23 protein-coding genes are annotated in these 26,857 nt (G+C 64.5%); 20 read left to right on the top strand and 3 right to left on the bottom strand.

Annotated elements, in window-relative coordinates:
• Positions 1-18 precede the first annotated feature (18 nt).
• The 9 genes from mpl to AC1Q6X_RS20745 all read left to right on the top strand — a co-directional run bounded on the left by mpl (position 19) and on the right by AC1Q6X_RS20745 (position 9,415).
• Positions 19-1,395 (top strand): UDP-N-acetylmuramate:L-alanyl-gamma-D-glutamyl-meso-diaminopimelate ligase, encoded by a 1,377-nt coding sequence (gene mpl / locus AC1Q6X_RS20785; RefSeq protein WP_492498284.1) that lies wholly within the window; start codon positions 19-21, stop codon positions 1,393-1,395.
• Positions 1,392-1,976: a YqiA/YcfP family alpha/beta fold hydrolase gene (locus AC1Q6X_RS20780; protein WP_099410772.1), complete on the top strand. Its 585-nt coding sequence runs from the start codon at positions 1,392-1,394 to the stop codon at positions 1,974-1,976. The genes mpl and AC1Q6X_RS20780 overlap by 4 nt, the downstream gene beginning before the upstream one ends.
• Positions 1,973-2,587 carry a chorismate--pyruvate lyase family protein gene (locus AC1Q6X_RS20775; protein WP_070222145.1) on the top strand — a complete coding sequence of 205 codons (615 nt, stop codon included), beginning with the start codon at positions 1,973-1,975 and terminating at the stop codon, positions 2,585-2,587. Before AC1Q6X_RS20780 ends, AC1Q6X_RS20775 begins: the two co-directional genes overlap by 4 nt.
• A gap of 2 nt (positions 2,588-2,589) precedes the next feature.
• Positions 2,590-4,677, top strand: coding sequence for a ribonuclease catalytic domain-containing protein (locus AC1Q6X_RS20770; RefSeq protein ID WP_492498283.1), 2,088 nt, complete (start codon positions 2,590-2,592; stop codon positions 4,675-4,677).
• 137 nt (positions 4,678-4,814) lie between these two features.
• A complete protein-coding gene (locus tag AC1Q6X_RS20765; protein ID WP_492402366.1) occupies positions 4,815-5,672 on the top strand; it encodes an energy transducer TonB family protein in 858 nt (285 codons plus the stop codon).
• An 11-nt stretch (positions 5,673-5,683) separates the two neighbouring features.
• Positions 5,684-6,511: a shikimate dehydrogenase gene (aroE, locus tag AC1Q6X_RS20760; RefSeq protein ID WP_492498282.1), complete on the top strand. Its 828-nt coding sequence runs from the start codon at positions 5,684-5,686 to the stop codon at positions 6,509-6,511.
• On the top strand, positions 6,493-7,233 hold the full coding sequence (mtgA, locus tag AC1Q6X_RS20755; protein WP_492498320.1) for a monofunctional biosynthetic peptidoglycan transglycosylase: 741 nt from the start codon (positions 6,493-6,495) through the stop codon (positions 7,231-7,233). Before aroE ends, mtgA begins: the two co-directional genes overlap by 19 nt.
• A gap of 221 nt (positions 7,234-7,454) precedes the next feature.
• On the top strand, positions 7,455-8,420 hold the full coding sequence (gene corA, locus AC1Q6X_RS20750; protein WP_492498281.1) for a magnesium/cobalt transporter CorA: 966 nt from the start codon (positions 7,455-7,457) through the stop codon (positions 8,418-8,420).
• 278 nt (positions 8,421-8,698) lie between these two features.
• Entirely contained in the window at positions 8,699-9,415 is a 717-nt protein-coding gene (locus AC1Q6X_RS20745; RefSeq protein WP_070222139.1) for an HAD family hydrolase, read from the top strand.
• A 6-nt stretch (positions 9,416-9,421) separates the two neighbouring features.
• Here the strand turns inward: AC1Q6X_RS20745 and hemL are convergent, their stop codons facing one another.
• Positions 9,422-10,711 carry a glutamate-1-semialdehyde 2,1-aminomutase gene (hemL, locus tag AC1Q6X_RS20740; RefSeq protein WP_070222138.1) on the bottom strand — a complete coding sequence of 430 codons (1,290 nt, stop codon included), beginning with the start codon at positions 10,709-10,711 and terminating at the stop codon, positions 9,422-9,424.
• Positions 10,712-10,770: 59 nt separating this feature from the next.
• A complete protein-coding gene (thiD, locus tag AC1Q6X_RS20735; RefSeq protein WP_070222137.1) occupies positions 10,771-11,628 on the bottom strand; it encodes a bifunctional hydroxymethylpyrimidine kinase/phosphomethylpyrimidine kinase in 858 nt (285 codons plus the stop codon).
• 96 nt (positions 11,629-11,724) lie between these two features.
• On the opposite strand from thiD, the gene AC1Q6X_RS20730 reads away from it, so the two are divergent.
• The 6 genes from AC1Q6X_RS20730 (at position 11,725) to AC1Q6X_RS20705 (ending at position 20,895) form a co-directional block, all read left to right on the top strand.
• Positions 11,725-11,877: a rubredoxin gene (locus AC1Q6X_RS20730; RefSeq protein ID WP_010401308.1), complete on the top strand. Its 153-nt coding sequence runs from the start codon at positions 11,725-11,727 to the stop codon at positions 11,875-11,877.
• Between the two features lie 84 nt (positions 11,878-11,961).
• Positions 11,962-12,384 carry a response regulator gene (locus AC1Q6X_RS20725; protein ID WP_070222136.1) on the top strand — a complete coding sequence of 141 codons (423 nt, stop codon included), beginning with the start codon at positions 11,962-11,964 and terminating at the stop codon, positions 12,382-12,384.
• Positions 12,385-12,420: 36 nt separating this feature from the next.
• A complete protein-coding gene (locus AC1Q6X_RS20720) occupies positions 12,421-12,786 on the top strand; it encodes a response regulator transcription factor (protein WP_070222135.1) in 366 nt (121 codons plus the stop codon).
• A gap of 26 nt (positions 12,787-12,812) precedes the next feature.
• Positions 12,813-13,418: a chemotaxis protein CheW gene (locus AC1Q6X_RS20715; protein WP_492419802.1), complete on the top strand. Its 606-nt coding sequence runs from the start codon at positions 12,813-12,815 to the stop codon at positions 13,416-13,418.
• Positions 13,418-15,655 carry a methyl-accepting chemotaxis protein gene (locus AC1Q6X_RS20710; RefSeq protein ID WP_070308405.1) on the top strand — a complete coding sequence of 746 codons (2,238 nt, stop codon included), beginning with the start codon at positions 13,418-13,420 and terminating at the stop codon, positions 15,653-15,655. Before AC1Q6X_RS20715 ends, AC1Q6X_RS20710 begins: the two co-directional genes overlap by 1 nt.
• Before the next feature lie 41 nt (positions 15,656-15,696).
• Complete coding sequence (locus AC1Q6X_RS20705; protein ID WP_492498280.1) at positions 15,697-20,895, top strand: Hpt domain-containing protein; 5,199 nt, start codon at positions 15,697-15,699, stop codon at positions 20,893-20,895.
• A gap of 157 nt (positions 20,896-21,052) precedes the next feature.
• Here AC1Q6X_RS20705 and AC1Q6X_RS20700 read toward each other — a convergent pair whose 3' ends face one another.
• Positions 21,053-22,516, bottom strand: a complete 1,464-nt coding sequence (locus tag AC1Q6X_RS20700; RefSeq protein ID WP_492498279.1) for a cryptochrome/photolyase family protein — start codon at positions 22,514-22,516, stop codon at positions 21,053-21,055.
• Between the two features lie 386 nt (positions 22,517-22,902).
• On the opposite strand from AC1Q6X_RS20700, the gene AC1Q6X_RS20695 reads away from it, so the two are divergent.
• The 5 genes from AC1Q6X_RS20695 to AC1Q6X_RS20675 are packed head-to-tail and all read left to right on the top strand — an operon-like array spanning position 22,903 to position 26,748.
• On the top strand, positions 22,903-23,505 hold the full coding sequence (locus AC1Q6X_RS20695; protein ID WP_070222127.1) for a YqgE/AlgH family protein: 603 nt from the start codon (positions 22,903-22,905) through the stop codon (positions 23,503-23,505).
• Positions 23,502-23,900: a Holliday junction resolvase RuvX gene (ruvX, locus tag AC1Q6X_RS20690; RefSeq protein WP_227742041.1), complete on the top strand. Its 399-nt coding sequence runs from the start codon at positions 23,502-23,504 to the stop codon at positions 23,898-23,900. Before AC1Q6X_RS20695 ends, ruvX begins: the two co-directional genes overlap by 4 nt.
• A gap of 39 nt (positions 23,901-23,939) precedes the next feature.
• Complete coding sequence (pyrR, locus tag AC1Q6X_RS20685; protein WP_121670442.1) at positions 23,940-24,464, top strand: bifunctional pyr operon transcriptional regulator/uracil phosphoribosyltransferase PyrR; 525 nt, start codon at positions 23,940-23,942, stop codon at positions 24,462-24,464.
• Positions 24,457-25,422 (top strand): aspartate carbamoyltransferase catalytic subunit, encoded by a 966-nt coding sequence (locus AC1Q6X_RS20680; RefSeq protein ID WP_034746695.1) that lies wholly within the window; start codon positions 24,457-24,459, stop codon positions 25,420-25,422. Before pyrR ends, AC1Q6X_RS20680 begins: the two co-directional genes overlap by 8 nt.
• 24 nt (positions 25,423-25,446) lie before the next feature.
• Positions 25,447-26,748 carry a dihydroorotase gene (locus tag AC1Q6X_RS20675; RefSeq protein WP_409027851.1) on the top strand — a complete coding sequence of 434 codons (1,302 nt, stop codon included), beginning with the start codon at positions 25,447-25,449 and terminating at the stop codon, positions 26,746-26,748.
• Positions 26,749-26,857 lie beyond the last annotated feature (109 nt).

Genomic DNA, 26,857 nt, shown 5'->3' with positions numbered 1-26,857 from the left:
ACCTTTCGCACTGATCACATGCATATTCATATTCTCGGTATTTGCGGTACCTTCATGGGCGGCCTGGCCGTCCTGGCCAAGGAAGCCGGCCATAAAGTCACCGGTTGCGATGCCAACGTCTATCCGCCGATGAGCACCCAGCTGGAAGCGCAGGGAATCGAACTGATCCAAGGGTTTGATCCGGAACAGACCAAGCTGAACCCGGATTTGTATGTGATTGGCAATGTCGTCTCGCGCGGCAACCCGCTGGTGGAAGAAATCCTCAACCGCAGCCTGCCCTATGTATCGGGCCCGCAATGGATCGGCGAACACATCCTGCGCAATCGGTGGGTGCTGGCCGTGGCCGGTACGCATGGCAAGACGACAACATCAGCCATGCTGGCCTGGATACTCGAAGACGCTGGCTACGCGCCGGGCTTTTTGATCGGCGGCGTGCCGATGAACTTTGGCATTTCCGCCCGCCTGTCCGGCAAGATCGACGGCAAGAGCGCCGAGTCGGACTTCTTCGTCATCGAAGCCGACGAATACGATACGGCCTTCTTCGACAAGCGCAGCAAGTTCGTGCATTACCACGCGAAGACGGCCGTCATGAATAACCTGGAATACGATCACGCCGACATCTTCCCCGATCTGCACGCGATCGAGACGCAATTCCACCACCTGGTGCGCACCGTGCCCGGCATCGGCCGCCTCGTGTACAACGGCGACGAAGCGTCGCTGCAGCGCGTGCTCGCACGCGGTTGCTGGAGCGAACAGGAAAGTTTTGGTCAAGATGCTCACTGGCAACTGCAAGAGCAGGCCGACGGCAGCTTCGACGTGTATTTCAATGGCCAGCAGGAAGGCCATGTGGCCTGGGCGCTCACGGGCAAGCACAACCGCAGCAATGCGCTGGCGGCCATCGCCGCCGCGCGCCACGTGGGTGTGCCCATTGCCCAGGCGTGCGCCTCGCTGGCCACGTTCGAGAGCGTCAAGCGCCGCATGGAGGTGCGCGGCGTGGTCAACGACATCACCGTGTACGACGATTTCGCGCACCATCCGACGGCCATTGCCACCACCGTGGGCGGCTTGCGCCAAAAAATTGGCAGCAGCGGCCGCATCCTGGCCGTGCTGGAACCGCGCTCGAACACCATGAAACTGGGCGCCATGAAAGAGGCGTTGCCGGGCAGCCTCAAGGATGCCGATCTGGTCTTCGGTTTTGGCAGCCATGCCGCGCTGGGCTGGAGCCTGGGCGACGCACTGGCGCCGCTGGGCAAGATTGCCAGCGCCTATGAAGACATCGATACCCTCGTGGCAGCCGTGGCCGCCAGCGCCCGTCCCGGCGACCAGATCGTGGTCATGAGCAACGGCGGCTTTGGCGGCGTGCACCAGAAATTGCTGGAGGCGCTGGGCCGATGATTCTGTACCTGCATGGATTCCGCTCGTCGCCCCTGTCGATGAAGTCGCGCCTGCTGGCCGCGCAGATGCAGGCGCTGGGCCGTGAAGCACAGTGGCTGTGCCCGCAATTGCCGGCTTCGCCCAAGCTGGCCATTGAATTGGCCTTGTCATTAGTGAAAGACGTGGCGCCGGCCGACCTGACGATTATCGGCTCCTCGCTGGGCGGCTATTACGCCACCTGGCTGGCCGAGCGGCTCGGTTGCCGCGCCGTGCTGCTCAATCCTGCCATCGTGCCCCTGATCGACCTGGAGCAGCATGTGGGCGTGACGACGGAGTTCCATTCGGACAAGCCATTCGAGTTCAAGCGCGAATACATCGCCGAACTTGGAACCTTTGCTGTAGAGAAAATTACTGAGCCGCAACGCTATTTCCTGATTGCCGCCACCGGCGATGAAGTGCTCGACTACCGCGATATGGTGGCGCATTATCAGGGTGCGCGGCAGTGCGTCATCGACGGCAGCGACCATGGCATCAGCGAATTTGCCGCATACGTGGCGCCCGTGCTGGCCTTTTGCGGCATCGACGCGGACTCTGCCCAGTGAGGCCGGGTTCGCTGCGGCAGGCGCAATGGCATGCGCACGTGAACGCCGTCAATGCGCCGCCGGCCCTGCGCCACTGGCTCACGGGCGGCGGTTCGCTGACGGCCAAGCTGAAAGCGCACAGCCAGGCGTTCCGCGTGCAATGTTTGCATCAGGAAACGGCACGCTGCTTGAGCGACGAGGCCGCCATCATTGGTTTGCACCGCGCGGGCCGGGTATGGGAGCGCGAAGTGCTGTTGCGTTGTGATAACAGACCGGCCGTGTTTGGCCATACCGTCGTGCCCATGCAGGCGACGGCCACGGACTGGCCCCTGTTTTCCGCGCTGGGCGAGCGTTCGCTGGGCACGACCCTGTTTGGCGACCGCATGGTACGCCGCGGTGCACTGGAATTTGCCCGCTTGCGCGCCGGGCACCCGCTGGTGCAGCGGGCGCAGGCGGCACTGGCATTGGAAGGGCGGCGCTTTGATGCCAAGTCGCTGTTTTTTGCCCGCCGCTGCCTGTACCAGCGTCACCAGGGCTTGCTGCTGGTAACAGAAGTATTTTTGCCGGCGGTGCTCGAGTTGACGTCCGTCGCTCGCACCGCTGCAACCGACACACTAATAAACAAAGCATAACAATGAATCTATTTTTTGAAGAATCCGGCGATTTCAAGGTCGGCACGGTCCTGTCGCAAGCGGGTGAAGCCTACCAGGTCGAAATGGCCAGCGGCAAGCGCACCAAGGTCAAGGTCAAGGATGTGTTGCTGCAGTATGAAAAGCCGGCCCCGGCCGAGTTGCTCGAGCAAGCCAAGGCTGTTGCCGCCGAGATCGACCTCGATTTCCTGTGGGAAGTGGCGGGCGAAGACGAGTTCGGCTTTGCCGAGCTGGGCGCCGAGTATTTCGGCCATGCCCCCCTGCCGCCGGAAGCGGCCGGCCTGATCCTCGCCCTGCATTCGGCGCCCGTGTATTTCTACAAGAAGGGCCGTGGCCGCTACAAGGCGGCGCCGGAAGCGTCCTTGAAGGCGGCATTGGCCGGCATCGAAAAGAAAAAGCAGCAGGCCCTGGTGCAGGCAGGCTATGTGGAAGAACTGAAACAGAACCGCTTGCCCGCCTCGATGCAGCCCATGGTGCTGCAATTGCTGTTCAAGCCGGACAAGAACACGATTGAATACAAGGCGCTGGAAGCGGCGTGCACGGAATTGCACACGACGCCGCCGCGCCTGATGCTGGCCGTCGGTGGTATCGCTTCGCCGAAAGACTTGCACCTGTCGAAGTTCCTCTTCGAAAATTTCCCCAAGGGCGCCGGTTTCCCGAGCGTCCCTGTGCCGTCCGTGACAGCCAAGCTGCCGCTGGCCGACGTGGCCGCCTTCTCGATCGACGACGTAACCACCACCGAGATCGACGATGCGTTTTCCGTGCAGCCCTTGCCGGATGGTACCGTGAAAGTGGGTATTCACATCGCCGCGCCGGGCCTGGGCATCCGTCCGGAAGACATGATCGACAAGATGGCGCGCCAGCGCATGTCGACCGTCTACATGCCGGGCGATAAGATCACCATGCTGCCGGACGAAATCGTCAATGCGTTTACCCTGGCGGAAGGCACGACGTGCCCGGCACTGTCGCTGTACGCGACCCTGGACCCGAAAGCCGACTGGGCCGTCGTCAGCACGCAGACGCGCGCCGAGCTGGTGCCGATTGCCAGCAACTTGCGCCACAACCAGCTCGACGACCTTGTCAACGAGGAAACCCTGGCCAGCGGCGAAGGCGACTATCCGCACAAGGCCGACTTCGCCATCCTGTGGCAATGGGCGCAGCAGCTGGAACAGGGCCGCATGAAGAAGCGCGAAGCGTTTGGCCTGAAGCCGGAACAGAATAACCGCGTCGATTTCAACTTTTATGTGGAAAACGACATCGTCACCGTGGCGCGCCGCAAGCGTGGCGCACCGCTGGACAAGATCGTCGCCGAATTGATGATCTTTGCCAACAGTACCTGGGGCAAGATGCTGCACGACCATGGCGTGCCTGGCATCTACCGCAGTCAGGGCGGCGGCAGCGGCAATAGCTGGGCGGCAAAGATGCAGGTGCGCATGGTCACCCATGCGGCGCCGCATCAGGGCCTGGGCGTGGATCAATACGCGTGGAGCACCTCGCCCTTGCGCCGCTACACGGACCTGGTGAACCAGTGGCAAATCATCGCCTGCGCCGAGCATGGCGTGACGGCGCCGCTGGTGGCCCCGTTCAAGCCGCGCGATGCGAATCTGTTCGCCATCGTCTCGGCCTTCGACGCCGCGTATGCCGCGTATGGTGATTTCCAGTCGAATATGGAGCGCTACTGGTGCTTGCGCTGGCTGCACCAGGAAAACGCGCGCCAGGTCGATGCCGTCGTGCTGAAAGATGAAATCCTGCGCCTGGTCGACATTCCGCTGGTCATCAAGCTGCCGGGCATGCCATCGGTGGCGCGCGGTGTGCAGGTCAAGCTGGATCTCTTGCGCTGGGATGAAGTCGACCTGAGCATCGAAGCGCGCTTGCTGGAAATCGCCGCCGTGCCCGATGCGGCGGCCGATGCCGAGCTCGACTACGAAGAGGAATCGGGCGACGAAGGTGTGGAAGAGGGCGACGCGGCGGCAGAAGCTTCGCCGGAAGCGGCGAACCAGGTCAGCGACGCGGACGCGGAAGTGGCGGAACTGGCCAGCGAAGACGTGGTCAGCGAGCCCGAGGTCAAGTAAGGCCGCGGGGCGGCGTGAAAAACGGGACTAAAACTGTTTCCCGCGTCGCCCTTTGACGTAGAATTCAGCCATCTTGTATGGTGTGCTTGTTGCTAACTGGGTTGCGCGTGAAGTCTTTCCGAGAGAATCGTTTCCTGATGATCGCCGTGGCGGTATCGCTGCTGGCGCACGGCGCCTTGCTGGCGATGCATTTTGTCGCCCCGGCCCCGCAGCGGGCCGTCGCCACCGATCCCGGCCTGGAAGTGATACTGGTCAATGCCAAGCATGCGGACAAGCCGCTGAAGGCAGATGCCCTGGCGCAAGCCAACCTCGATGGCGGTGGTCAGGCCGACAAGGGCCGCGCCAAGTCGCCCTTGCCCGACATGCGCAAGGTGGAAGAGGGCGACAGCGTCAAGGCCAGCGCCCGGCGCATCGCCGAGCTGGAGCAGAAGCAGCAGGAACTGCTGACGCAGGCGGCCAAACCGACGCCCTACAGCGCCGCGCCCGTCACGGAAAAAGACAAGCCCAATCCCCTGGCCTCCGGTTCGGACTTGATGGAAAGCAGCAAGGCCATCGCCCGCATGGCGGCCGAGATCAGCCAGACCGTGGAAGACCAGAACAAGCGCCCGCGCAAGACCTTTATTACGCCCAGTACGCAGGAGGTCGGCTATGCCATGTATTACAAGACCCTGCAAAAGCGTATCGAGGAAATCGGCACCCTGAATTTCCCGCAAAACAATGGCCGCAAGATGTATGGCGAACTGGTCGTCTACATCCCCATCTTCCAGGACGGCACGATTTACCAGAAAGAGGGCGGCGTCCGCGTGGAAAAAAGCTCGGGTAATCCCGCGCTGGACGCGGCAGCCCTGGCCATCGTGCGCCGCGCGGCGCCGTTCGGCCGTTTCCCACCGAATATGTTGTCGAGTGATAAAGATGACCTGTGGGTCGTCATCACCCGTTTCAAATTTACCCGCGAAGAAAAAATGGAAGCTAACCTGACTGGCGGCAGCAATTGAACAAGCAAGAGATGAACCCCGATCAATATTGCGTCTTCGGCAATCCCATCGCCCACAGCAAGTCCCCCCTGATCCACGCCGCGTTTGCCCTGCAGACGGGCGAGCCCATCGTGTATGAGCGCCGGCTGGCGCCGCTCGACGGTTTTGCGCTGGCCGCCCGCGGCTTTGCGGCCGAAGGCGGCAAGGGCGCGAACGTGACGGTGCCCTTCAAGCTCGACGCTTGCGCGCTGGCCACCGCGCTGACGCCGCGGGCCAGGGCCGCCGGCGCCGTCAATACCCTGCGTTTTGATGGCGACATCATTCTTGGCGACAACACCGATGGCGCGGGCCTGGTGGCCGACATCGTGCGCAACGCGGGCGTGAGCATTGCCGGCAAGCGCGTCCTGCTCCTGGGGGCGGGCGGCGCGGCGCGCGGCGTCGTGCTGCCCTTGCTGGAACAGGGACCGCAGGAAATGTTCATTGCCAACCGCACCGTGGCCACGGCCGAGGCGCTGGTGGCGCAGTTTGCCGATGCGCTGGCGCACTCCGGCCAGCTGCGTGCCGGCGGCTTCACGCAGCCCGAAGGCGTCTTCGATATCGTCATCAATGCCACCTCGGCCAGCCTGGCGGGCGACTTGCCGCCCGTGCCGCCCGGTATCTTCGGCAGCCGCACCCTGGCGCTGGACATGATGTACGGTGCCCAGCCCACCGTCTTCATGGATTTTGCCGCCCAGCATGGCGCGCAGGTGCGCGACGGCCTGGGCATGCTGGTAGAGCAGGCGGCCGAAGCGTTTTACGTGTGGCGTGGCGTGCGGCCGCAGACGCAGGATTTGCTGGCGCAATTGCGGGGCAGCCTGTGAGCGCCGGCAAGAAGGGCGCGCGCAAGAGCGGCCGTGGCTATGGCTGGATCAAGTGGCTGTTCATCGTGCCCGTGCTGGCCTTTATCGTCGTGCAACTGTATTTCTTCCTGCAAATCTGGTGGTGGGTCGACCATAACCCGTCCAGCACGGCTTTCATGCGCGAACAGTTGTCTGTCTTGCAGGAAAAGAATCCGAATGCCACGATCCAGCAGACGTGGGTGCCGTACAACCGCATTTCGAACAATCTGAAACGGGCCATCATCGCCTCGGAAGACGCGAATTTTTCCGAGCACGAAGGCGTGGACTGGGAAGCCTTGCAAAAGGCATATGAAAAGAACAGCAAGAAGCAGAAAGTCGTGGCGGGCGGCTCCACCATCACGCAGCAGCTGGCGAAGAATCTGTTCCTGTCCGGTTCGCGCAGCTATGTGCGCAAAGGCCAGGAACTGATCATCACGTATATGCTGGAAAACCTGATGGAAAAGCAGCGCATTTTCGAGATTTATCTGAACGTGGTGGAATTTGGCACGGGCACCTTCGGCGCCGAAGCGGCCGCGCGCCACTATTACCGTGTCAGCGCGGCGGGCTTGAGCGCGGCGCAGGCGGCGAAACTGGCCGTGATGCTGCCGAACCCCCGCTTTTACGACCGTCACCGCGATACCGGTTATCTGAACCGGCGCACGGGCGTGATTCTGCGCCGCATGGGGGCGGCGGAATTGCCTTGATGGCGAGGCGATTCCTTTGCATAAAGTTAAAGCTGCCTGATTGGCACTATTGCGGCGCAGCATCTTAATCGCCTCCCTTGGTGCAACGCCGCACTTTTTCCGTGAAAAAGCCGTGCCGGGGGTGGTCGTGAAAAGGCCTTTGCGGGTACACTTGCGCTGTTTTCATTTTTGGCGCCAGCGCCAGCACATCACGATAACCCCACATCCGGCTGAGAGCGCGCATGATCAATGTCTTTGTATTACAGAATGGCCGGCTCAACCAGGTGCCGATCGACAGCCGCTCAGACCTCGAAAATGCCGAACCGGTGTGGGTCGACCTGACCGACCCTACCGATGATGAACGGGCCTGGGTCAAGGCCATCTACAACGTCACCCTGCCGGGCGAAGACGAAGTCAAGGATATTGAAGCGTCGGCCCGCTATTACGAAGCGGAAAACGGCGACTTGCACCTGCGCACGGATTTCTTGCGCGAAGAGGACGACGGCCCGTCGCGCGTCATCACCGTGGCCTTCATCCTGGCCCGCAAGATCCTGTTTTCCATGCATACGGACGACTTGCCCGTGTTCCGCCTGGTGCGCATGCGCGCCCGTTCGCGGCCCGGCTCGATTGCCGACTACATGGACGTGCTGCTCGACCTGTACGCCACCGATGCCGAATATTCGGCCGACGTGCTCGAAGGCATCTACCAGAACCTGGAAGAAGTCAGCACGCGCGTGCTGCAAAAGGAATTTACCGATGCGCACGCGGCCGAAGCGCTGAATGCTATTGCCCACGAGGAAGATTTGAATGGCCGTATCCGCCGCAACATGATGGATACGCGCCGCGCCGTGAGCTTCCTGATGCGCGGCCGCTTGCTCAATTCTGAGCAGTTCGAGGAAGCGCGCCAGATTTTGCGCGACATCGAATCGCTCGATGGCCACACCTCGTTCCTGTTCGACAAGATCAACTTCCTGATGGACGCCACCGTCGGCTTCATCAACATCAACCAGAACAAGATCATCAAGATCTTCTCGGTGGCCAGCGTGGCCTTCCTGCCGCCTACCCTGATCGCCAGCGTGTACGGCATGAACTTCAAGCTGATGCCGGAGCTGGAATGGTCGTTCGGCTATCCATGGGCCTGGGGCTTGATGATCACCAGCGCCATCGCGCCCTTCCTGTACTTCCGCCACCGCGGCTGGCTGAAATAAGCAGCATCGCCGGGACGCTCCCGCGTCCCGGTTTCAAGGCGAGCGCAGCAAATTCAAAAATCAGCGATAATCACTGGTATTGCGTGGTATTGAATTGGTATCTACGTTGCCTGTGTTGAGCCAGTCTTTTCCCCGTAGTCTGTCTTTTGCAGAAAAGTATCGTCATTGAGTCGTTTTCTGCGTGGCAGCGTCCGCCTGTTCCACCTATGATCGTTGCGATGCCAGCCTTGGCCGGCTGGCCGCCGCATTTCCCGTCACCGTTGTCTTCTGGAGAGTCCATGCCTGATACCGCCATCACCCCACCGCGCTTTACCCATCTGATCAGCGACTGCGATGGCGTGCTGATCGACAGCGAAGCCGTGGCCCTGCAAGCGCTGCTGGAGTTGCTGGGGCCGCGCCTGCCGAACCTGCCCGAGGGCGTCACCCTGCAAGGCTTGATCGAGCCGCGCCTGGGCCAGCGCCTAGTGCCGCTGATGCAGGATATCTACAAGGAGCTGGGCTTGCCGCAATTGCCGGCCGACGAGATCATGGCCATCGGCAACGCCGTCGATGCCGCTTGCGACGCGCAATTGCGCGCCGTGCCCGGCGTGGCGCAGGCGCTGGCCGCCATTGCGCTGCCCAAGGCCGTGGCCTCGAACAGCGTCAGCGCGCGCGTGTTGTCGGCGCTCGAGCGGACCAGCATGGCGCCGCTGTTCGACAAGCGCGTGTTTACGCCGGACCTGGTGGGCCATGCCAAGCCGCATCCGGGCGTCTACCTGGCAGCGGCTGCCGCGTTTGGCGTGCCGCCAAGCCAATGCCTGGTGCTGGAAGACAGCGTCACGGGCGTGACGGCCGCCGTGGCGGCGGGCATGACGGTATTGGGATTCATCGGCGGCGGGCATATCGCCGCCGGCCAGGAAGATAGGTTGAAAGCGGCCGGCGCGCATGTCGTGTTCAACGACATGGCCAGGCTGCCGGCGCTGGTGGCCGCGGTGATGGACACCGCGACCGTCTGATTGTGCTTATGCTAATTTAGCAAAGACCTTGCGCGCGGCAGCGATGGTGGCGTCGATGACGGCGTCATCGTGCTGCGCCGAGACGAAGCCCGCCTCGAAGGCGGCGGGCGCGAAGTACACGCCTTCGTCCAGCATCGCGTGGAAGAAGGCGTTGAACTTGCTGCGGTCGCCCGCCATCATTTCCGCGTAGCTGGTCGGCGGTGTTTCGCTGAAATAAATGCCGAACATGCCGCCGATGTAGTCGGCGCAGAACACCACGCCTGCCTCCTTGGCGGCGGCGGTCAAGCCTTCGGCCAGGCGCTTGGCCGTGGCGCCCAGCTGCTCGTAGAAGCCCGGCTGCTGGATCAGTTTCAGGGTGGCCATGCCGGCCGCCACGGCGACCGGGTTGCCGGACAAGGTGCCGGCCTGGTAGACGGCGCCCAGCGGCGCCATGTTGTGCATCAGCGCCGCGCTGCCGCCGAAGGCCGCCACCGGCATGCCGCCGCCGATCACCTTGCCCAGCGCGGTGAGGTCGGGCTGGATGCCGTACAGCGCCTGCGCGCCGCCCAGGGCCACGCGCAAGCCGCACATGACTTCATCGAAAATGAGCAGGGCGCCGTGCTGTGTGCACAGCTCGCGCATCGCCTGCAGGAATGCCGGCGTGGCTTTCACCAGGTTCATGTTGCCGGCCACCGGTTCGACGATGACGCAGGCGATCTCCGCGCCGAAGCTGTCGAAGGCGTCCTTCAGCTGTTCCACGTTGTTATAGTCGAGCACCAGGGTGTGCTTGACAAAATCTTCCGGTACGCCGGCCGACGTCGGGTTGCCGAAGGTGAGCAGCCCGCTGCCCGCCTTGACCAGCAGCGAATCGGCGTGGCCGTGGTAGCAGCCTTCGAACTTGACGATCTTGTCGCGTCCCGTGGCGCCGCGCGCCAGGCGCAGGGCGCTCATGGTCGCTTCCGTGCCCGACGACACCAGGCGCACCTGCTCGATCGACGGCACCAGACGCGTGATTTCCTCGGCCATCAGCACTTCGCCTTCGGTCGGCGCGCCGAACGACAGGCCCAGCGCAGCCGCATCCTGCACCGCCTTTACCACTTCCGGATGGGCGTGGCCGACGATGGCCGGGCCCCACGAGCCGATGTAGTCGATATAGCGCTTGCCGTCCGCGTCCCAGAAGTACGGGCCTTCGGCGCGCGTGATGAAGCGCGGCGTGCCGCCCACGGAGCGGAAGGCGCGCACGGGCGAGTTGACGCCGCCTGGCGTGGTTTTTTGTGCGCGGGCAAACAGGATGTCGTTCTGTGAAGTCGTCGTCATGATAATCGTGCCTTGAGAGTGGATCGTTGTCTGTGTCGTCTGTGTTTGTCTGGACGGGATTATTGGGCGCCGTGCTGGCGCTGCTGCCGGAACAGCCGGTTCGGCACCAGCTTGCCCATGCCGTGGCGCTGCGCGTGCGCCAGCGCGCCGGCCGTGAATTCCTGCGCCGCCACGACCACTTGCGGCACGTCGTCTTCGTTTTCTGCCAGGGCCAGCAGGGCGGTGGCCGCCGCCGACAGGGTGCTGCCGGCACCGTTGAAGATGCCGGGCAAGTGCTGCCATTCGTCGTGGCGCACCACGCCGTCCTCGCCGAACAGGGTATTGGCGCGCAGCTTGCCTTCGCCCATGCCGGACTTGCTGGCATCGGCCGGCATGCCGGTGACAAGCACGTACTCGCAGCCCAGCGCCACCAGGTAATCGACGTCGTTTTGCAGGGTGTCGTCCGGATCGGCGTCGCGCCAGGTCTCGGCCAGGCGCTCCAGTTCCACCGGCGAGAGCACCAGCAGGGTCGTTTGCGGGATCAGCAGCTGGCGCACGGCCGTGAGGATGTCCTCGTCGTCCATGCCCTGTTCCGGCAGCGCCGAAATGAAGGGATCGAGGATCAGCGGCACGTTCGGATAGTCGGAGACGATTTCGGCGATGGCCGTGACGTTTTCCACGCTGCCCAGCGCGCCGATCTTGATGGCGGCCACGGACATGTCTTCCAGCAGCACGCGCGCCTGGTCGGAAACCCAGTCCGGGTCGACCGCCTGCACGTCTTCCACGCGTGCCGTATCGCTGATCAGCAGGCCCGTGGTGACCGACAGGCCATGGCAGCCGAAGGCTGAAAACGTGGCCAGATCGGCCTGGATACCGATCGCGCCGACCGGATCGGACACGCCGAAGCTTAATATGAGGGGAGAAGTTTGGTTTTGCACGGCGGGTAGATTAAGATACCTAATTCAGCATTTTACTTGATTGAAGGGTGGCAGAACGTGAGTAGCAACGAAACAACGCAGCAATTCCAAACGTGGATGTGTCTTATTTGCGGCTGGGTTTATGATGAAGCGGCCGGCTTGCCCGACGAAGACATCGCTCCGGGCACGCGTTGGGCCGATGTTCCGATGAACTGGACCTGTCCTGAATGCGGTGCGCGCAAGGATGATTTCGAGATGGTAGCGCTGTAATCAATCAGGTCCACGGGATGCCGCTGCCGCACGCAGGTGTCGCGGCTGCCTGTGCTATGGTATGAAAAATTGTCGAATAATCACATGACGCGATCTTCCTTGCCAGAGGCGCCGTCCGATGCCGTGTGTGCCGGCGTCACGGTACTCGTCATCGACGACAGCGCGACGATACGCAGCGCGGCCGCGAAGATCCTCGGCGAGGCCGGTTATCGCGTGGTGGTGGCGGAAAACGGCTTTGCGGCCCTGGCCAAGATCGCCGACTGCCAGCCGGCGCTGATCGTGTGCGACATTATGATGCCGCGCCTGGACGGCTACCGCACCTGCGCGCTGATCAAGGCCAGCGCCGCGTATCACGCCACGCCGGTGCTGATGCTGTCGTCGAAGGAAGGCTTGTTCGACCGCGCGCGCGGCGCCATGGCGGGCGCCAGCGCCTGCCTGGTCAAGCCGCTGGCGCGCGAGGCGCTGCTGGAGGCCGTGCGGCTGCACCTGGCCGGGCATTTTGAGTAAGTGTTTTTATTGATTGACAACGCAGCAAGGAAGCAGATGGCCATACACACAATTCTGATCGTCGATGACTCGCCGACAGAACGCTACTACCTGAGCGAGATGCTGGTGCGTGCCGGTTATGCCGTCCTCACGGCGCAGGACGGCGCCGACGCGCTGGCGCAACTCAAAGAGGCCAGGCCCGACCTGATCCTGATGGACGTGGTGATGCCCGGTGCGAATGGCTTTCAGATCACGCGCGCGATTGCGCGCGATCCCGAACTGCAGGACGTGCCGGTGATTATCTGTTCCAGCAAGAGCCAGGAAACGGACCGCATCTGGGGCTTGCGCCAGGGCGCGCGCGATTACCTGGTCAAACCGGTGGTCGAAGCCGAGCTGCTGGCCAAGATCGCCGCGCTTTCCTGAGCATGCAAACGATGCCAGGTCTCGGCGTGCCTACAGCGGCCTTTCCGCCCGCCGCTGCCGCCATGCCATCTTTCGAGACGGGCACGCGGCAGGGGCGCTTGCGCCAGTATCAGCTGCAATTGATCGAGCGGATACAGGCGGCGCGCAGCGGCGCGCTGGCTGCGCGCAAGGAACTGGGCGTGATGCTCGGTGGCCGGCCCTGCCTGCTCGACCTGACGCAGCTTGGTGAAATCGTCATTGCCGCCGGCGTGCAGATCCAGGGCGTGCCGCTGGCGCAGGACTGGTACCTGGGCCTGGCGGCCATGCGCGGACGCCTGACGGGCGTCGTCGACCTGGCCCGCTACATGGGCGAACCGGCTTGCGCGCCCGGCAATCACTGCCGCATCATCACTTTTTCTCCGCGCCTGGGCCTCAATTGCGCACTGCTGGTCGAGCGCGTACTGGGCTTGCGCCAGCTGCGCACGATGCAGCCCGTCTCCGTGCCGGATGCACCGCCGTCGTGGGCAGCGCAGGCGCTGCGCGACAGCGAAGGGCAGCAGTGGCTGCGCCTGGACCTGGCGCAGCTGGCGCAAGCGGAACGCTTCCTCGATGCCGGCTTTGGCGGCCTCGCCGACTACAAGGATATTTGCTGATGGGCGCCCATTCCCCCATCCTGGCGGCCGCCATGCCCGAAGCGGAGCACGCGCCCGGCGAGCCGGCATCGGCGGCCGACCTGCCGCTGCGCCTGCGCGACGCGCTGGGACGGCGCAAGTCGCTGGCCAGCACGCCGGTGCGCGACTTGAAGCTGCCGCTGATCGGCCATTTGCCGCTGCAAAAGCAGCTGAGCATCCTGTCGACGGTGATGGCCCTGAGCCTGGCCGCCAGCCTGCTGTTCGTGGGCCTCAATACGCGCAGCGGCAATATCGCCTCGGCGCAGACGCAGCTGGCCAGTGATGCGCTGATGCATTCGCAGCGCATCGGCAAGGCCGCGCCGAACGCCGTGCAAGGCAATCCGGAAGCGTTCCGTCAGCTCGAGGAAAGCCGCAATGAACTGAACCAGGATTTCCGCCTGATGCTGCGCGGCGGGACGTATCACGGCCGCGATATCGGCGAGTCGCGTTCCGCCCTGCTGGCGGCCGTGGCCGACGCGCGCAAGAAGTGGGCCAGCAGCGACCGCGCGGCCAGCACCATCCTGCGCCTGAAACCTGAATTGGGCGAATTCGACAAGACCTTGCAGCAATTGAACGCGCTGTCGCCGGCGTTGCTGGCGCAGACCGAGGAAGTCGCGGCCCTGAAGGTGCAGCGCGGCGGCAATGCGCGCGACCTTGCCGTCATCGGCCGCCTGATGATGCTGAGCCAGCGCATGAGCCGCAGCGCCAGCGAGTTCCTGTCGTCGGGCAGCATCAGCTCGGAAACGGCGTTTTCGCTGGGGCGCGACACGACGTATTTCCGCACCGCCGTCGAAGGGCTGTTGAATGGCAGCGTGCCGCTGCAACTGGCGCCCACGCGCGACGCCGAACTGCGCGACCGGCTGGTGGCGCTGAAAGCCAGTTTCGACACTTACCAGAAGCTGGTGTCGTCGATACTCGACCGGCTCGATAAATTCAGTTCGGCGAAAAGCGCCGAACAGCTGATCTTCAACGAGAACGAAGATCTGCGCCAGCGTTTGACCCTGCTGCAGCAGATGTACCACGTGAACCAGGAAACCCTGGGCATGGCCTTCTGGATGATGGTCGGCGGCGTGTTGCTGACCCTGATCGCGGCGGCCGGCATCGGCAGGGTGCTGCTGCAGGACTCCGTCAACCGCACGCGCGACGCCGAGCGGCGGCGCCAGGAGGCGGAAATCCTGCGCCTCCAGTCGCAGGGAAAAGAGGAAGCGGCGAAGGCCAGGAATGACCAGAACCAGGCGGCCATCCTGCGCCTGATGAACGAATTGCAGAAGGTCGCCGATGGTGATCTGACGGTGCAGGCCACCGTGTCGGAAGACATCACGGGCGCCATCGCCGATTCCGTCAACTACACGGTCGAGGAATTGCGCGGCCTGGTGGGACGGGTGACGGCGACGGCCGAACAGGTCAACCGCGCCTCGACGCAGGCGCAAAGCATCTCCAGCAAGCTGCTGATCGCGTCGCAGCAGCAGTCGCGCGAAATCCAGGGCGTCAGCGCCACCGTGGTCAAGATGGCCAATGCGATTACCGACGTGTCGAAGTCGGCCAGCGTCTCGGCCGACGTGGCGCGCCAGTCGGTGGCGGCGGCGCAGCAGGGTTCGACGGCGGTGGAAAACGCCATCAAGGGCATGCATGAAATCCGCGAGCAGATCCAGGATACGTCCAAGCGCATCAAGCGCCTGGGCGAATCGTCGCAGGAAATCGGCGAAATCACCGAGCTCATTTCCGACATCACCGAGCAGACCAATGTGCTGGCGCTGAACGCCGCCATCCAGGCCGCATCGGCCGGCGAGGCGGGGCGCGGCTTTTCCGTCGTCGCCGAGGAAGTGCAGCGCCTGGCCGAACGCTCGGCCGCGGCCGCCAAGCAGATCGGCGCGCTGGTGCGCACCATCCAGGCCGATACCCAGGATGCGACGCGGGCGATGGAAACGTCCACGCAGGGCGTGGTCGAGGGCGCGCGCCTGTCCGACGCGGCCGGCGCGGCCTTGAACGACATCAGCCAGGTGTCGAAACACCTGGCCGAACTGATACAGGGCATCTCGTTCGCCACTGGTACGCAGGCCGGTTCGGCCAGCGGCGTGGCCTTGAATATCCAGCATATCCTGAGCGTGACGGAGCAGACGCAGGACGGCACGCAGCAAACGGCGCAGTCGATCCATAAACTGTCGATGCTGGCGCAGGAACTGAAAAACTCGGTGTCGCGCTTCCGCGTCGCCGCCTGAACGTCGCGCCAAGCCAGGGCGATTTCTTTACCGAGGCATGCATGAGCACACCAGATAGTCCACAGCAGTCCAAGCCGTTCGACAGCGAACCTTTGTCCTGGGTGATGGTGGAAATCCGCGAAGCGCTGGGCCGCTCGAAAACGGCCCTGTTCGAAGCGGGCGGCCGCGAACGCGAGGAACGCGCCACGGCCCTGCAGCATGCGCGCTCGCACCTGCACCAGGCGCATGGCGCGCTGGTGATGGTGGACGTGGCCGGCGCCAGCCTGCTGACGGACGGCGCGGAACAGGCGCTGGCGCGCTTTCGCGACGGCAGCCTCGAGTACACGCTGGACCATGCGCAGATCGTCGCCGCACTGTATCAGGCCCTGACCGAATACCTGGAAGACCTGGTGGCCGGCACGCCGCCGCAGCCGGCGCGTTTGTTCCCCTACTACCGCGACCTGCAAACCCTGCTGGGCGCCGAGCGCATCCACCCGGCCGACCTGTTTTTTCCGCCCTCCGCCATGCTGGAAGGGCAGGCCATCGCGCTGGCCGACACGCCGCCCGTGGCGGACTATCCTGCCTGGCGCGGGCGCTTTGAAAAATCCCTGCTGCCCTTCCTGAAGGCGCAGGATGATGGGGTGCGGCGCCAGCACGCGGGCGAGCTGCACGCCACCTTGACCCTGGTGGCCGACGCGCAGCAGGAAGCGCCGGCGCGCACCTTCTGGTTCGCCATGCAGGCGTTCGCGGGGCTGGCGGCCAGCGGCGAGGGCATGGGCACGCTCAACGTCAAGCAGCTGTTCGGCCTGATCAACCTGCAGTTGCGCCGTCTGGCGCAGGGCACGGCCAGCCTGCCCGAAGCGATGCTGCGCGACGCCCTGTTCTTCATCGCCGCGGCGCCCGAGCCGACGCCGGAGGCACGCCAGCTGCGCGCCGCTTTCGCCCTGGACGGCATGCTGCCCGCCGACGTGGAAACGCGGCGCTACGGCCAGGTCGACCAGGATGCCCTGCAAGGCGCCCGCGCGGCCCTGGCGCAGGCGCGCGCCAGCTGGAGCCGCCTGGCGCAAGCCGACCTCGATCCTGCCCTGGGCCCGGATTTTGAAGCGTCGCTGCAACAGGTGGCGGCACATGTGGAGACCTTGAAGCAGCCGGCCCTGGCCAGCCTGCTGCGCGAATGCGCGGCCGTGGCGCGGCAAGCCGTGGCCAGCGGGCGCAGCGCGGCCCTGGAGAATGAAATCGGCATGGCGCTGCTGTTTGCCGACACGGGACTGGAGCAGCTGCGCCGCCTGCCCGACGATTTCGCCGGCAATGCGGAAACCATCGCCGCGCGCCTGCAGGCGCTGCTGGCTGGCGAAGCGCCGCCGCCCGTCACGGCGGGCGAGCTGTCGCGCCAGATCGAGCAGGGCCAGACCGTGGCCGCGCTGGCCGAAGACATGAAGACGGGGCTGCGCCAGGTGGAAAAGGTGCTCAACGCCTACTACGCGGATGCCGCGGGTGCGGGGACGGCGGGGGCACTCGATGGCGTCGCGCCCGTGCTGGAGCAGTTGCAGCGGCAGCTGGCCGGGCTGGGACAGGAAGACGCGCGCGCCGCCGTGCTGCAGGTCGATGCGGCCGTGCGGCAGCTGGCCGGTGGCGACGCCAATGCGCACGCCGAAGCGCTCGACGAGATCGCGCAAAATGTCAGCGCGCTGGGCTTTTTTGTCGATATGCTGGGCCGCAACGCGCAGGCGGCCAGCGGGCGTTTCCATTTCGATGCGGCCGCCGGCACTTTCCGCGCGCTGCCATTTGAAAAAGTCGCCGCCGCCGGCGCTGTACCGGTACCTTTGCTCGACCAGGCCCTGGCGCCCGCAGCACCCGCCGGCATGGATGCCGCGCCGGCCGTGACCGATGTCGACGCGGAGATGCTCGACATTTTCATCGCCGAAGCGCGCGAAGTGCTGGCCTTCATCGACACCACCCTGGCCTTGCCGCGCGAGCAGGCCGCCAGCGGCGACCACCTGGCCATGCTGCGCCGCTCGTTCCATACCCTGAAAGGCAGCAGCCGCATGATCGGCCTGGCGCAGTTTGCCGAAGCGGCCGGCGCCATCGAGCGCGTCATGAATACCTGGCTGGCCGAAGCGCGTCCCGCCAGCGACGACTTGTTTACCTTGCTCAATTACGGCTGGTACCAGCTCAGCGAATGGGTGGCCGAACTGGAAGGCGGCGCGGGGCGCGAGCGCGAGGCCGGCATGCTGCTGGCGGCGGCCGAGCGCGTGCGCGAAGGGGGACCGTTCGAACTGCGCAAGCCGCGCCCGGCCGCGCCGTTGGCCGGCAATGGCAATGTGATCGGACTTCCTTTGGCCACGGCGCCCGCGCTCCACGAAGCGCCGGACGATCACCTCAAGCACGTGGGCGAACTGCGCATCAGCCTGCCTTTGTACAACATCTACCTGGCCGAGACGGATGAATTGCTGCGCGTGCTCACGCGCGATTTCGGCGAGTGGCGCCATGAACCGCGCGCCGTCAGCGCCGAGGCGCTGCAAGCCGTGCATACGCTGGCGGGGACGTCCGGCACGGTGGGCTTCCAGTCCCTGCGCGACCTGGCGCACGCGCTGGAAACGGTGATCGAAACGGTGGTGCCGCCACTGGCCGGCCTGCGCGCCGAACAGCACGACGTGCTGGAGCAGGCCACGCAGCGCATCGGACAAATGCTGCAGGCGTTCGCGCTGGGCGACCTGGCGCCAACGCAGCCGGACATGATCGAAGCGCTCAACACTCTGTGGCGCGCCTTGACGGCGCCGCCTGGCGAAAGCAAGGAAGACCGCCTCGACGCCCTGTTTGCGGACGCTTACGCCAGCATCGTCGGTACGCCGGTGCAGCCTGCCGAGCCGCTGGCCGAAGTGCCGGCGCCGGCGCCAGCGCAGGCGCCGACGCAGGAGAGCGGCGCCAGCGACGACCTGTTCGATGCCGGTTTCGAACACGCACCGCCATTGGAGCATGCGGCGCCGGAAGCGCCGGCACCGGCCATCATGCCGGCCGATGCGGCCGCGCTGCTGGCGGCGAGCGCCGGCATCAGCGATGAACTCGACCTCGATTTATTGTCCGTCTTCCTGGAAGAGGGCGCCGACCTGCTGCCGCAGATCGGCGAGGCGCTGCGCAGCTGGCAGCAGCAGCCGCACGACAGCGGCCAGGCGCAGATGCTGCTGCGCACCCTGCACACCGTCAAGGGCAGCGCGCGCATGGCCGGCGCCATGCGTCTGGGCCAGCATGCGCATGAAATCGAGACGCATATCGAAAACATGCTGCACGCGGGCACCGCCACGCCGCAAGCTTTCGAGGAATTGCTGGCCCATTACGACCATGCGCTGCACCTGTTCGAGCAGCTGCAGCAACCGTTGCTGCCCTTGCCGGGCATGGAAGACACCCCGGTGGCCGAACCGAAGGCGGCGCTGGTGCGCGTGCGCGCCGATATCCTCGACCGCCTGGTGAACCAGGCCGGCGAAGTGTCGATCACGCGTTCTAAAATGGAAAATGAAGTGGGCGTGCTGGGTGCCTCGCTGTCCGAGTTTTCCGATAACCTGGCGCGCCTGCGGCGCCAGCTGCGCGAAGTGGAAATGCAGGCCGAATCGCAGATCGCTTCGCGCATGGCCGTCGGCAGCGAGCGCGAATTCGACCCGCTCGAATTCGACCGTTTTACGCGCCTGCAGGAACTCACGCGCATGATGGCCGAAAGCGTCAACGACGTGGCTTCGTTCCACGAAAACCTCAGCCACAGCGTCGATGCGGTGACGGACGACCTGGTGCTGCAGGCGCGGCTGACGCGCGAGCTGCAGCGCGACCTGATGCAGATCCGCATGGTGCCGTTTGCCAGCATCGCCGAACGCCTGTTCCGCGTGGCGCGGCAAAGCGCCAAGGAAGTCGACAAGCGCGTCAACCTCGACATCCGCGGCGGCGGCGTGGAAATCGACCGCAGCGTGCTCGAACGCATGGCCGCGCCCTTCGAACACCTGCTGCGCAACGCCATCGTGCACGGCGTCGAGCCGCGCGATGCGCGCCTGCTTGCTGGCAAGAGCGAGACGGGCGAGCTGCTGGTGCAGGTCAGCCAGCAGGGCAATGAAGTGGCGATCGCTTTTTCCGACGATGGCGCGGGGCTGGATCTGGAACGCATCCGCGCCAAGGCGCACGGCGCCGGCCTGGTGCCGACGGACGCACCTTTGAGCGACGCGCAGGCGGCCGAGCTGATTTTCACGCCCGGATTTTCCACCGCCGACAGCCTGACGGAACTGGCAGGACGCGGTTTTGGCATGGACATCGTGCGCTCCGAAGCGCTGGCCCTGGGCGGGCGCGTGGAAACGCAGACGCAGGCGGGCCTGGGCATGCGCTTCACCATCCACCTGCCGCTGACCCTGGCCGTCACCCAGGTGGTGCTGCTGGCGGCGAACGGCAAGACGTATGCCTTGCCGTCGGTGCTGGTCGAGCAGGTGCTGCACCTGAAAGGCGAACAGCTGGAGCAGGTGCGTGCGGCCGGGCGCATCGAGTCGCACGGGCAGTCGCTGGCGCTGCATCACCTGTCGGCCATGCTGGGCGAGACACCGGCGGAGCAGGCCACGCAGCGCCATGCGCCGGTGCTGTTGCTCCGGAATGGCAATGACAGGCTGGCCTTGCAGGTCGATGACGTGGTGGGCAACCGCGAGGTCGTGGTCAAGCACGTGGGTCCGCAACTGGCGCGCATGCCGGGTATCGCCGGCGCCACGGTGCTGGGCACGGGCGACATTGTGCTGATCCTCAACCCGGTGGCGCTGGCGCAGCACCTCGAGCACCATCCGGAACTGCTGTCGCAATATGCGCTGGCCAGCCGCGAGCAGCACGCAGCTTCCAGCGTGCTGGCCGTGCCAGCCGTGCGCGTGATGGTGGTTGACGATTCGCTGACGGTGCGCCGCGTGATGCAGCGCCTGTTCGAGCGCGAAGGCTACCAGGTGCTGCTGGCCAAGGATGGCCTCGATGCGCTGGAGCAGCTGCATGCGCTGGAACCGGCCGCCATGCCGGCGCTGCTGCTGGTCGACGTGGAAATGCCGCGCATGGACGGTTTTGATTTGACGCGCAATGTGCGCAGCGACGACAAGACGCGCGCCATTCCCGTCATCATGATCACCTCGCGCAGCGCCGACAAGCACCGCGCGCATGCATTCGAACTGGGCGTGAATGCGTATTTCGGCAAGCCGTTCCAGGAAGAGGAATTGCTGGCCGAGGTGGGACGCTTGCTGGCCGACGGCGTGGTGTAACACGACGCCGTCACAAGCGCCAACGATGTTGTCGGATTACGCGGGGCCTTGCCCCGCCAATCCGACCTACGCTCTTGCACGATGGCGCATGTCGGGTAGGTCGGGTTAGCGCGCAGCGCGTAACCCGACATCACCGTAATGCCAATCAATTACCTGCTTACCCCACCACCTTCACCACGGCATAGCGCTCCAGGGTCTCCTTGCGCGCCTCGTCGTGCTGCACGATGGGTTCGGGATAGTCGCGTCCCAGCACGATGTTTTTTTGCTCGAGCAGTATGCGCGGCACCAGCCAGGGCGCGTGGATTTCCTTGTCGCCCAGCGCCTTCAGCTGCGGCAGGTAGCGGCGGATGAAGCGTCCGCCGGCGTCGAATTTTTCCGACTGCGTGATGGGATTGAAGATGCGGAAGTAAGGCTGCGCATCGCAGCCGGACGACGATGCCCATTGCCAGCCGCCGTTGTTCGAGGCCAGGTCGAAGTCGTTCAGATGCCGCGCGAAATACGCTTCGCCGCGCCGCCAGTCGATGCCCAGATCCTTGATCAGAAAGCAGGCCGTGACCATGCGCAGGCGGTTGTGCATATAGCCCGTCTGGTTCAGCTGTGCCATGGCCGCGTCGACCAGAGGATAGCCGGTGCGCCCCTCGCACCAGGCGGCAAAGGCGGCATCGGCCTCGGCTCCCGTTTCCCAGGCGATGGCGTCGTAGGCCGGTTTGAAGGCGCCGCCTTCCACGTGCGGGTTCTGGTACAAAATCATGGCGTAGAAATCGCGCCAGATCAGTTCGGCCAGCCACACGGGCGCCCCATCGCCGCCGCCGCCCCGGTCCATCAGATCGACCACGGTGCGCACCAGATAGCGCAGCGACACGGTGCCGAAACGCAAATGCATGGACAGGTAGGACGGTCCCTTCAGGGCGGGAAAATCGCGCGCCACGTCATAGCGGGCCACGCGCGGCAAAAAATCCTCGAACAGCGCGCTGGCGCCCGACATGCCGGTGGGGATGGCCAGTTCGGCCAGGTTGCTGGCCTCGAACCCCAGTTCGCCCAAGCTGGGCAGGGGCGACGGCGTGCCGGCGCGGGGCGGCGCCAGGCTGGCCGCATGCGGTTCGATAGCGAACGGCGCCAGGCAGGCGGGTTCGGCGCGCATTTTCTTCAGCCAGGCATTTTTATACGGCGTATAGACGGTGTAGGGTTTGGCCGAGAGCGTCAATACCTCGTCCTTTTCAAAGATGACCTGGTCCTTGAAGCTGAACCACAGGCGCGCGTCGTGCGTGAGCGCGGCGGCCACCGTGGCGTCGCGGGCGATCGCCTGCGGTTCGTAGTCGTGGTTGGCAAAGACGGCGTCGGCGTTCAATTCGGCGGCCAGGCGCGGAATCGCCTCGGCCGCGTCCGCGTGCAGCACGATCAGGTCGCCGCCCAGCTGGCGCAGCTCGGCGGCCAGCTCGGCCACGCTGGCATGGATGAAGTCGATCCGCCGGTCGCGGCGCGGCAGGGCTGCCAGGATGGCGGTGTCGTATACGAAGACGCAATGCACGGCCTGGCTTTGACGCAGGGCGTGATGCAGTGCAGCATGGTCAAACGCGCGCAGATCGCGGCGGAACCACACCAGGGAAGTCTTAATTGTCATTATTTCGCGTGTTCAAGGTCAAAGATAGGCGATTTTTTGCCGTCAACAGGGCTTTATGGCCGCTCGCGTCGCGCCTTTGGCGTCGCTGCGGCGGCAATTCAGTGTAAACTAGCGGGTATGTTCGCGGTACTTTATGTGCGACAGCGATTTTGCAATCAATTTTACAATTGGCATTGAAATGCGCCTGCAGGCATAGCGAATTGATCATTAATTTATAACATAACAAGAATAACGCCTGGCACCACGGTGCGCGCCGCCCAAGATATGCGGCCGCTTGCGCCGGGCGTACGATAGCGGGGTAAGCGAGACTTGCCAGCAAGCCCACAGAGAGAGCATCGCGTATGAAAAAGAGTAAAATCGACCAGACTCTACCAGGACATCGTCTGATGCAGGGTGTGGGAGAGCCGGCCGCGACCGGTTCCTCCACCCTGAATCTGGCGAACCATTTCCTCATTGCGATGCCGGCCATGCAAGATCCGATCTTCGGCGGCACGGTCGTGTACGTGTGTGAACACAATGAAAACGGCGTGCTGGGCGTCGTCATCAACAAACCCACCGACATGACCATGGAAGTGCTGTTCGACCGCATCGACCTGAAACTCGAGGCTGGCAGCGACACGCCCATCATCAACGAGCCGATCATGTTCGGCGGCCCCGTGCAGGATGACCGCGGCTTCGTGCTGCACACGCCGGGCGCGCGCTATTCCTCGTCGCTGACGGTGACCGATGAAGTGGCGTTTACCACCTCGATCGACGTGCTCGAAGCCGTCGCCAAGGGCGATGGTCCCGAGCGCATGCTCGTCTCGATCGGCTACTCGGGCTGGAGCCCGGGCCAGCTGGAAGACGAGATCGGCCGCAACGGCTGGCTGACGGTAGGCGCCTCGGCCGATATCCTGTTCGATTTCCCCATCGAACAGCGCTACGTGGCGGCCATCAAGTTACTCGGTATCGATCCCCTCATGCTGGCGAGCGAGGCTGGCCACGCATGAGCGGTGACGCCATCGACACCATCCTTGCCTTCGATTTCGGCTTGAAACGCATCGGCGTGGCCATCGGCAATACCATGATTTGCCAGGCCAAGCCGCTCAGCGTGATCACGGCCACGGCGAACGAGCCGAAGTTTGCCGCCATCGATAACCTGATCAAGGAGTGGGGCGCCAGCCGCATCGTGGTGGGCTTGCCCAGCCACCCCGATGGCACGGAACACGAGATGAGCGCGCGCTGCCGCCGTTTCGCCAACCAGGTGCATGGCCGCTTCAACCTGCCCGTGGAACTGGTCGACGAGCGCTATTCCTCGGCCGTGATCGCCGCCAAGCGCGGCGAAGTGATCGATGACCGCGCCGCCGCCATCATCCTGCAACAGTATTTCGACGCGAATTATTAATCTGACCCTAGACTCCCTCCCTGAATGATTAAGAACTCTATGCCGCATCCTGCGAATCCTTCCCAACTCGACGCCGAGGCCCTGTATGCAGATTTGCTGCAGCAGGTGCGGAGCGGCCTGACGGGCATCCCCAACGTGGCCATCGTCGGCATCCATTCGGGCGGCGCCTGGCTGGCTGAACGCCTGGCGCGCGATCTGAATCTGCTCGACCGTCTGGGCGTGCTCGACGTGTCCTTCTACCGCGACGACTTTGCCCAGAAGGGCTTGCATGCGGACGTCAAGCCGACGCAAATCAGCTTCGACGTGGCCGGCGCCACCATCCTGCTGGTCGACGACGTGCTGTACACGGGCCGCACCACGCGCGCGGCCATCAACGAATTGTTCGACTATGGCCGCCCGGCCAAGATCATGCTGGCGGCCCTGGTCGACCGCGGCGAACGCCAGCTGCCGGTGGCCGCCGATTTCGTGGCCGCCTTCACTGCCGTGCCGCCGGGCCAGGCCCTGGTCCTGAAGCAAGCCGACGATGGAAAATTCACGCTCACCATAGATAACAACCATGCTTAATCCGCAACTGAATAAACACGGCGAACTGCAACATCTGCTGACGATCGAAGGCTTGCCGAAGTCTATCGTCAACCATATCCTCGACACGGCTTCCTCGTTCGTCGGCATTTCCGACCGCGACGTGAAAAAGGTGCCGCTGATGCGTGGCAAGAGCGTTTTCAACCTGTTCTTTGAAAACTCCACGCGCACCCGCACCACCTTCGAAATCGCCTCGAAGCGCCTGTCGGCCGACGTCATCAACCTGAACATCCAGGCCTCGTCGGCCAGCAAGGGCGAATCGCTGCTCGACACCATCGACAACCTGTCGGCCATGCACGCCGACATGTTCGTCGTGCGCCACGCGCAGTCGGGCGCGCCCTACCTGATCGCCAAGCACCTGATCGACACCAAGCAGCCGCACGTCCACGTGGTCAACGCGGGCGACGGTCGCCACGCGCACCCGACCCAGGGCTTGCTCGACATGTACACGATCCGCCACTACAAGAAGGATTTCACCAACCTGACGGTGGCCATCGTGGGCGACATTTTGCACAGCCGCGTGGCCCGTTCCGACATCCATGCGCTGACCACTCTGGGCGTGCCGGAAGTGCGCGCCATCGGCCCGCACACCCTGCTGCCGGGCGGCCTGGAACAGATGGGCGTGCGCACCTTCACCAACATGGATGAAGGCCTCAAGGGCGTGGACGTGATCATCATGCTGCGCCTGCAGAATGAGCGCATGAGCGGCGCGCTGCTGCCGTCGGCGCAGGAATACTTCAAGAGCTATGGCCTCACGCCCGAACGCCTGGCGCTGGCGAAGCCGGATGCCATCGTCATGCACCCGGGCCCGATGAACCGCGGCGTGGAAATCGATTCGGCCGTGGCCGACGGTCCGCAGGCGGTGATCCTGCCGCAGGTGACCTTCGGTATCGCCGTGCGCATGGCGGTAATGAGTATTTTGGCTGGTAATCAGGGCTGATAGCCCAAGGACGAGTAAGCGAGCATGACGACACTACATATCAAGAACGGCCACCTGATCGACCCTGCCAACGGCATCGATGGCTTGCAAGACCTGTTTATCGCCGACGGCAAGGTGCTGGCCGTGGGCAGCGCCCCGGCCGGCTTCACCGCCGACACCACGTTTGACGCGGCCGGCCTGGTGGTTTCCCCCGGCCTGGTCGACCTGTCCGCGCGCCTGCGCGAGCCGGGCTACGAATACAAGGCGACCCTGGAATCGGAACTGCAGGCGGCGCTGCAGGGCGGCGTCACGAGCCTGGTCTGCCCGCCCGACACCGACCCCGTGCTCGATGAGCCGGGCCTGGTGGAGATGCTGAAATACCGCGCCAAGACGCAGAACAAGGCCCACGTGCACCCGCTGGGCGCGCTGACCATGGGTTTGAAGGGCAAGTCGCTGACGGAAATGGCGGAACTGACGGAAGCGGGCTGCATCGGCTTCGCGCAGGCGGAAGAGCCGATCGAGGACACCACCGTGCTGCTGCGCGCCATGCAATACGCGAACACCTTCGGCTACACGGTCTGGCTGCGCCCGCAAGACCCGCACATCGGCCGTGGCGGCATCGCCCACAGCGGCCCGCTGGCGTCGCGCCTGGGCTTGTCCGGCGTGCCCGTGATGTCCGAAACCATCGCCCTGCACACGATTTTCGAATTGATGCGCGCCAGCCGCGCGCGCGTGCACCTGTGCCGCATCTCGTCGGCGGCGGGCCTGGAACTGATCCGCGCCGCCAAGGCCGAAGGCTTGCCCGTCACCTGCGACGTCGGCGTGCACCATGTGCACCTGACGGACGCCGACATCGGTTTCTTCGATCCGAACGCGCGCGTCACGCCGCCGTTCCGCAGCCAGCGCGACCGCGATGCGATCCGCGCCGGCCTGCTCGACGGCACGGTCGACGCCATGTGCTCGGACCACACGCCCGTCGACGACGATGAAAAACTGCTGCCGTTCGGCGAAGCGTCGCCCGGCGCCACGGGCCTGGAACTGCTGCTGTCGCTGGCCCTGAAATGGGCCGACGACTACGCCTTGAACCAGCCGCAAACGGGCGAGCGTCCGCTGGCGCGCGCCGTGGCCAAGGTCACGTCCGATGCGGCGCGTGTCGCCGGCATCCCGGCCGGCAGCCTGGCCGTGGGCGAAGCGGCCGACATCTGCGTCTTCGATCCCGCCGCGCGCTGGACCGTGTCGTCGGCGTCGCTGGCCAGCCAGGGCAAGCACACGCCTTTCCTCGGCTATGAGCTGAGCGGCATCGTCAAGGCGACCATCGTTGCCGGACAGGTGGCGTTTCAGCGTTAATTTTTTGTATCGGAGCCGTAGGTCGGAGTAGCGGTACGCGTAATCCGACAAGTCCATGGCGGCTCCTGTCGGCTTACGCAGCGCCTCGCGGGCGCTGCCAAGCCGACCT

It is taken from the genome of Janthinobacterium sp. GW823-FHT06H09, assembly GCF_058794735.1.
Note: the sequence above shows the minus strand (reverse complement) of the source record. Positions and strands in the feature narration are given on the sequence as shown.

Bases quoted from the DNA above. Each gene is read 5' to 3' on its own strand.
- ruvX (WP_227742041.1), top strand. From the start codon at position 23,502: ATGAGCGGTGACGCCATCGACACCATCCTTGCCTTCGATTTCGGCTTG.
- AC1Q6X_RS20720 (WP_070222135.1), top strand. From the start codon at position 12,421: ATGGCCATACACACAATTCTGATCGTCGATGACTCGCCGACAGAACGC.
- AC1Q6X_RS20710 (WP_070308405.1), top strand. From the start codon at position 13,418: ATGGGCGCCCATTCCCCCATCCTGGCGGCCGCCATGCCCGAAGCGGAG.
- AC1Q6X_RS20705 (WP_492498280.1), top strand. From the start codon at position 15,697: ATGAGCACACCAGATAGTCCACAGCAGTCCAAGCCGTTCGACAGCGAA.
- pyrR (WP_121670442.1), top strand. From the start codon at position 23,940: ATGCCGCATCCTGCGAATCCTTCCCAACTCGACGCCGAGGCCCTGTAT.
- AC1Q6X_RS20770 (WP_492498283.1), top strand. From the start codon at position 2,590: ATGAATCTATTTTTTGAAGAATCCGGCGATTTCAAGGTCGGCACGGTC.
- AC1Q6X_RS20780 (WP_099410772.1), top strand. From the start codon at position 1,392: ATGATTCTGTACCTGCATGGATTCCGCTCGTCGCCCCTGTCGATGAAG.
- AC1Q6X_RS20730 (WP_010401308.1), top strand. From the start codon at position 11,725: ATGTGTCTTATTTGCGGCTGGGTTTATGATGAAGCGGCCGGCTTGCCC.
- AC1Q6X_RS20745 (WP_070222139.1), top strand. From the start codon at position 8,699: ATGCCTGATACCGCCATCACCCCACCGCGCTTTACCCATCTGATCAGC.
- aroE (WP_492498282.1), top strand. From the start codon at position 5,684: ATGAACCCCGATCAATATTGCGTCTTCGGCAATCCCATCGCCCACAGC.
- corA (WP_492498281.1), top strand. From the start codon at position 7,455: ATGATCAATGTCTTTGTATTACAGAATGGCCGGCTCAACCAGGTGCCG.
- AC1Q6X_RS20680 (WP_034746695.1), top strand. From the start codon at position 24,457: ATGCTTAATCCGCAACTGAATAAACACGGCGAACTGCAACATCTGCTG.
- mpl (WP_492498284.1), top strand. From the start codon at position 19: ATGCATATTCATATTCTCGGTATTTGCGGTACCTTCATGGGCGGCCTG.
- AC1Q6X_RS20700 (WP_492498279.1), bottom strand. From the start codon at position 22,516: ATGACAATTAAGACTTCCCTGGTGTGGTTCCGCCGCGATCTGCGCGCG.
- AC1Q6X_RS20695 (WP_070222127.1), top strand. From the start codon at position 22,903: ATGCAGGGTGTGGGAGAGCCGGCCGCGACCGGTTCCTCCACCCTGAAT.
- hemL (WP_070222138.1), bottom strand. From the start codon at position 10,711: ATGACGACGACTTCACAGAACGACATCCTGTTTGCCCGCGCACAAAAA.
- AC1Q6X_RS20765 (WP_492402366.1), top strand. From the start codon at position 4,815: ATGATCGCCGTGGCGGTATCGCTGCTGGCGCACGGCGCCTTGCTGGCG.
- AC1Q6X_RS20675 (WP_409027851.1), top strand. From the start codon at position 25,447: ATGACGACACTACATATCAAGAACGGCCACCTGATCGACCCTGCCAAC.
- AC1Q6X_RS20725 (WP_070222136.1), top strand. From the start codon at position 11,962: ATGACGCGATCTTCCTTGCCAGAGGCGCCGTCCGATGCCGTGTGTGCC.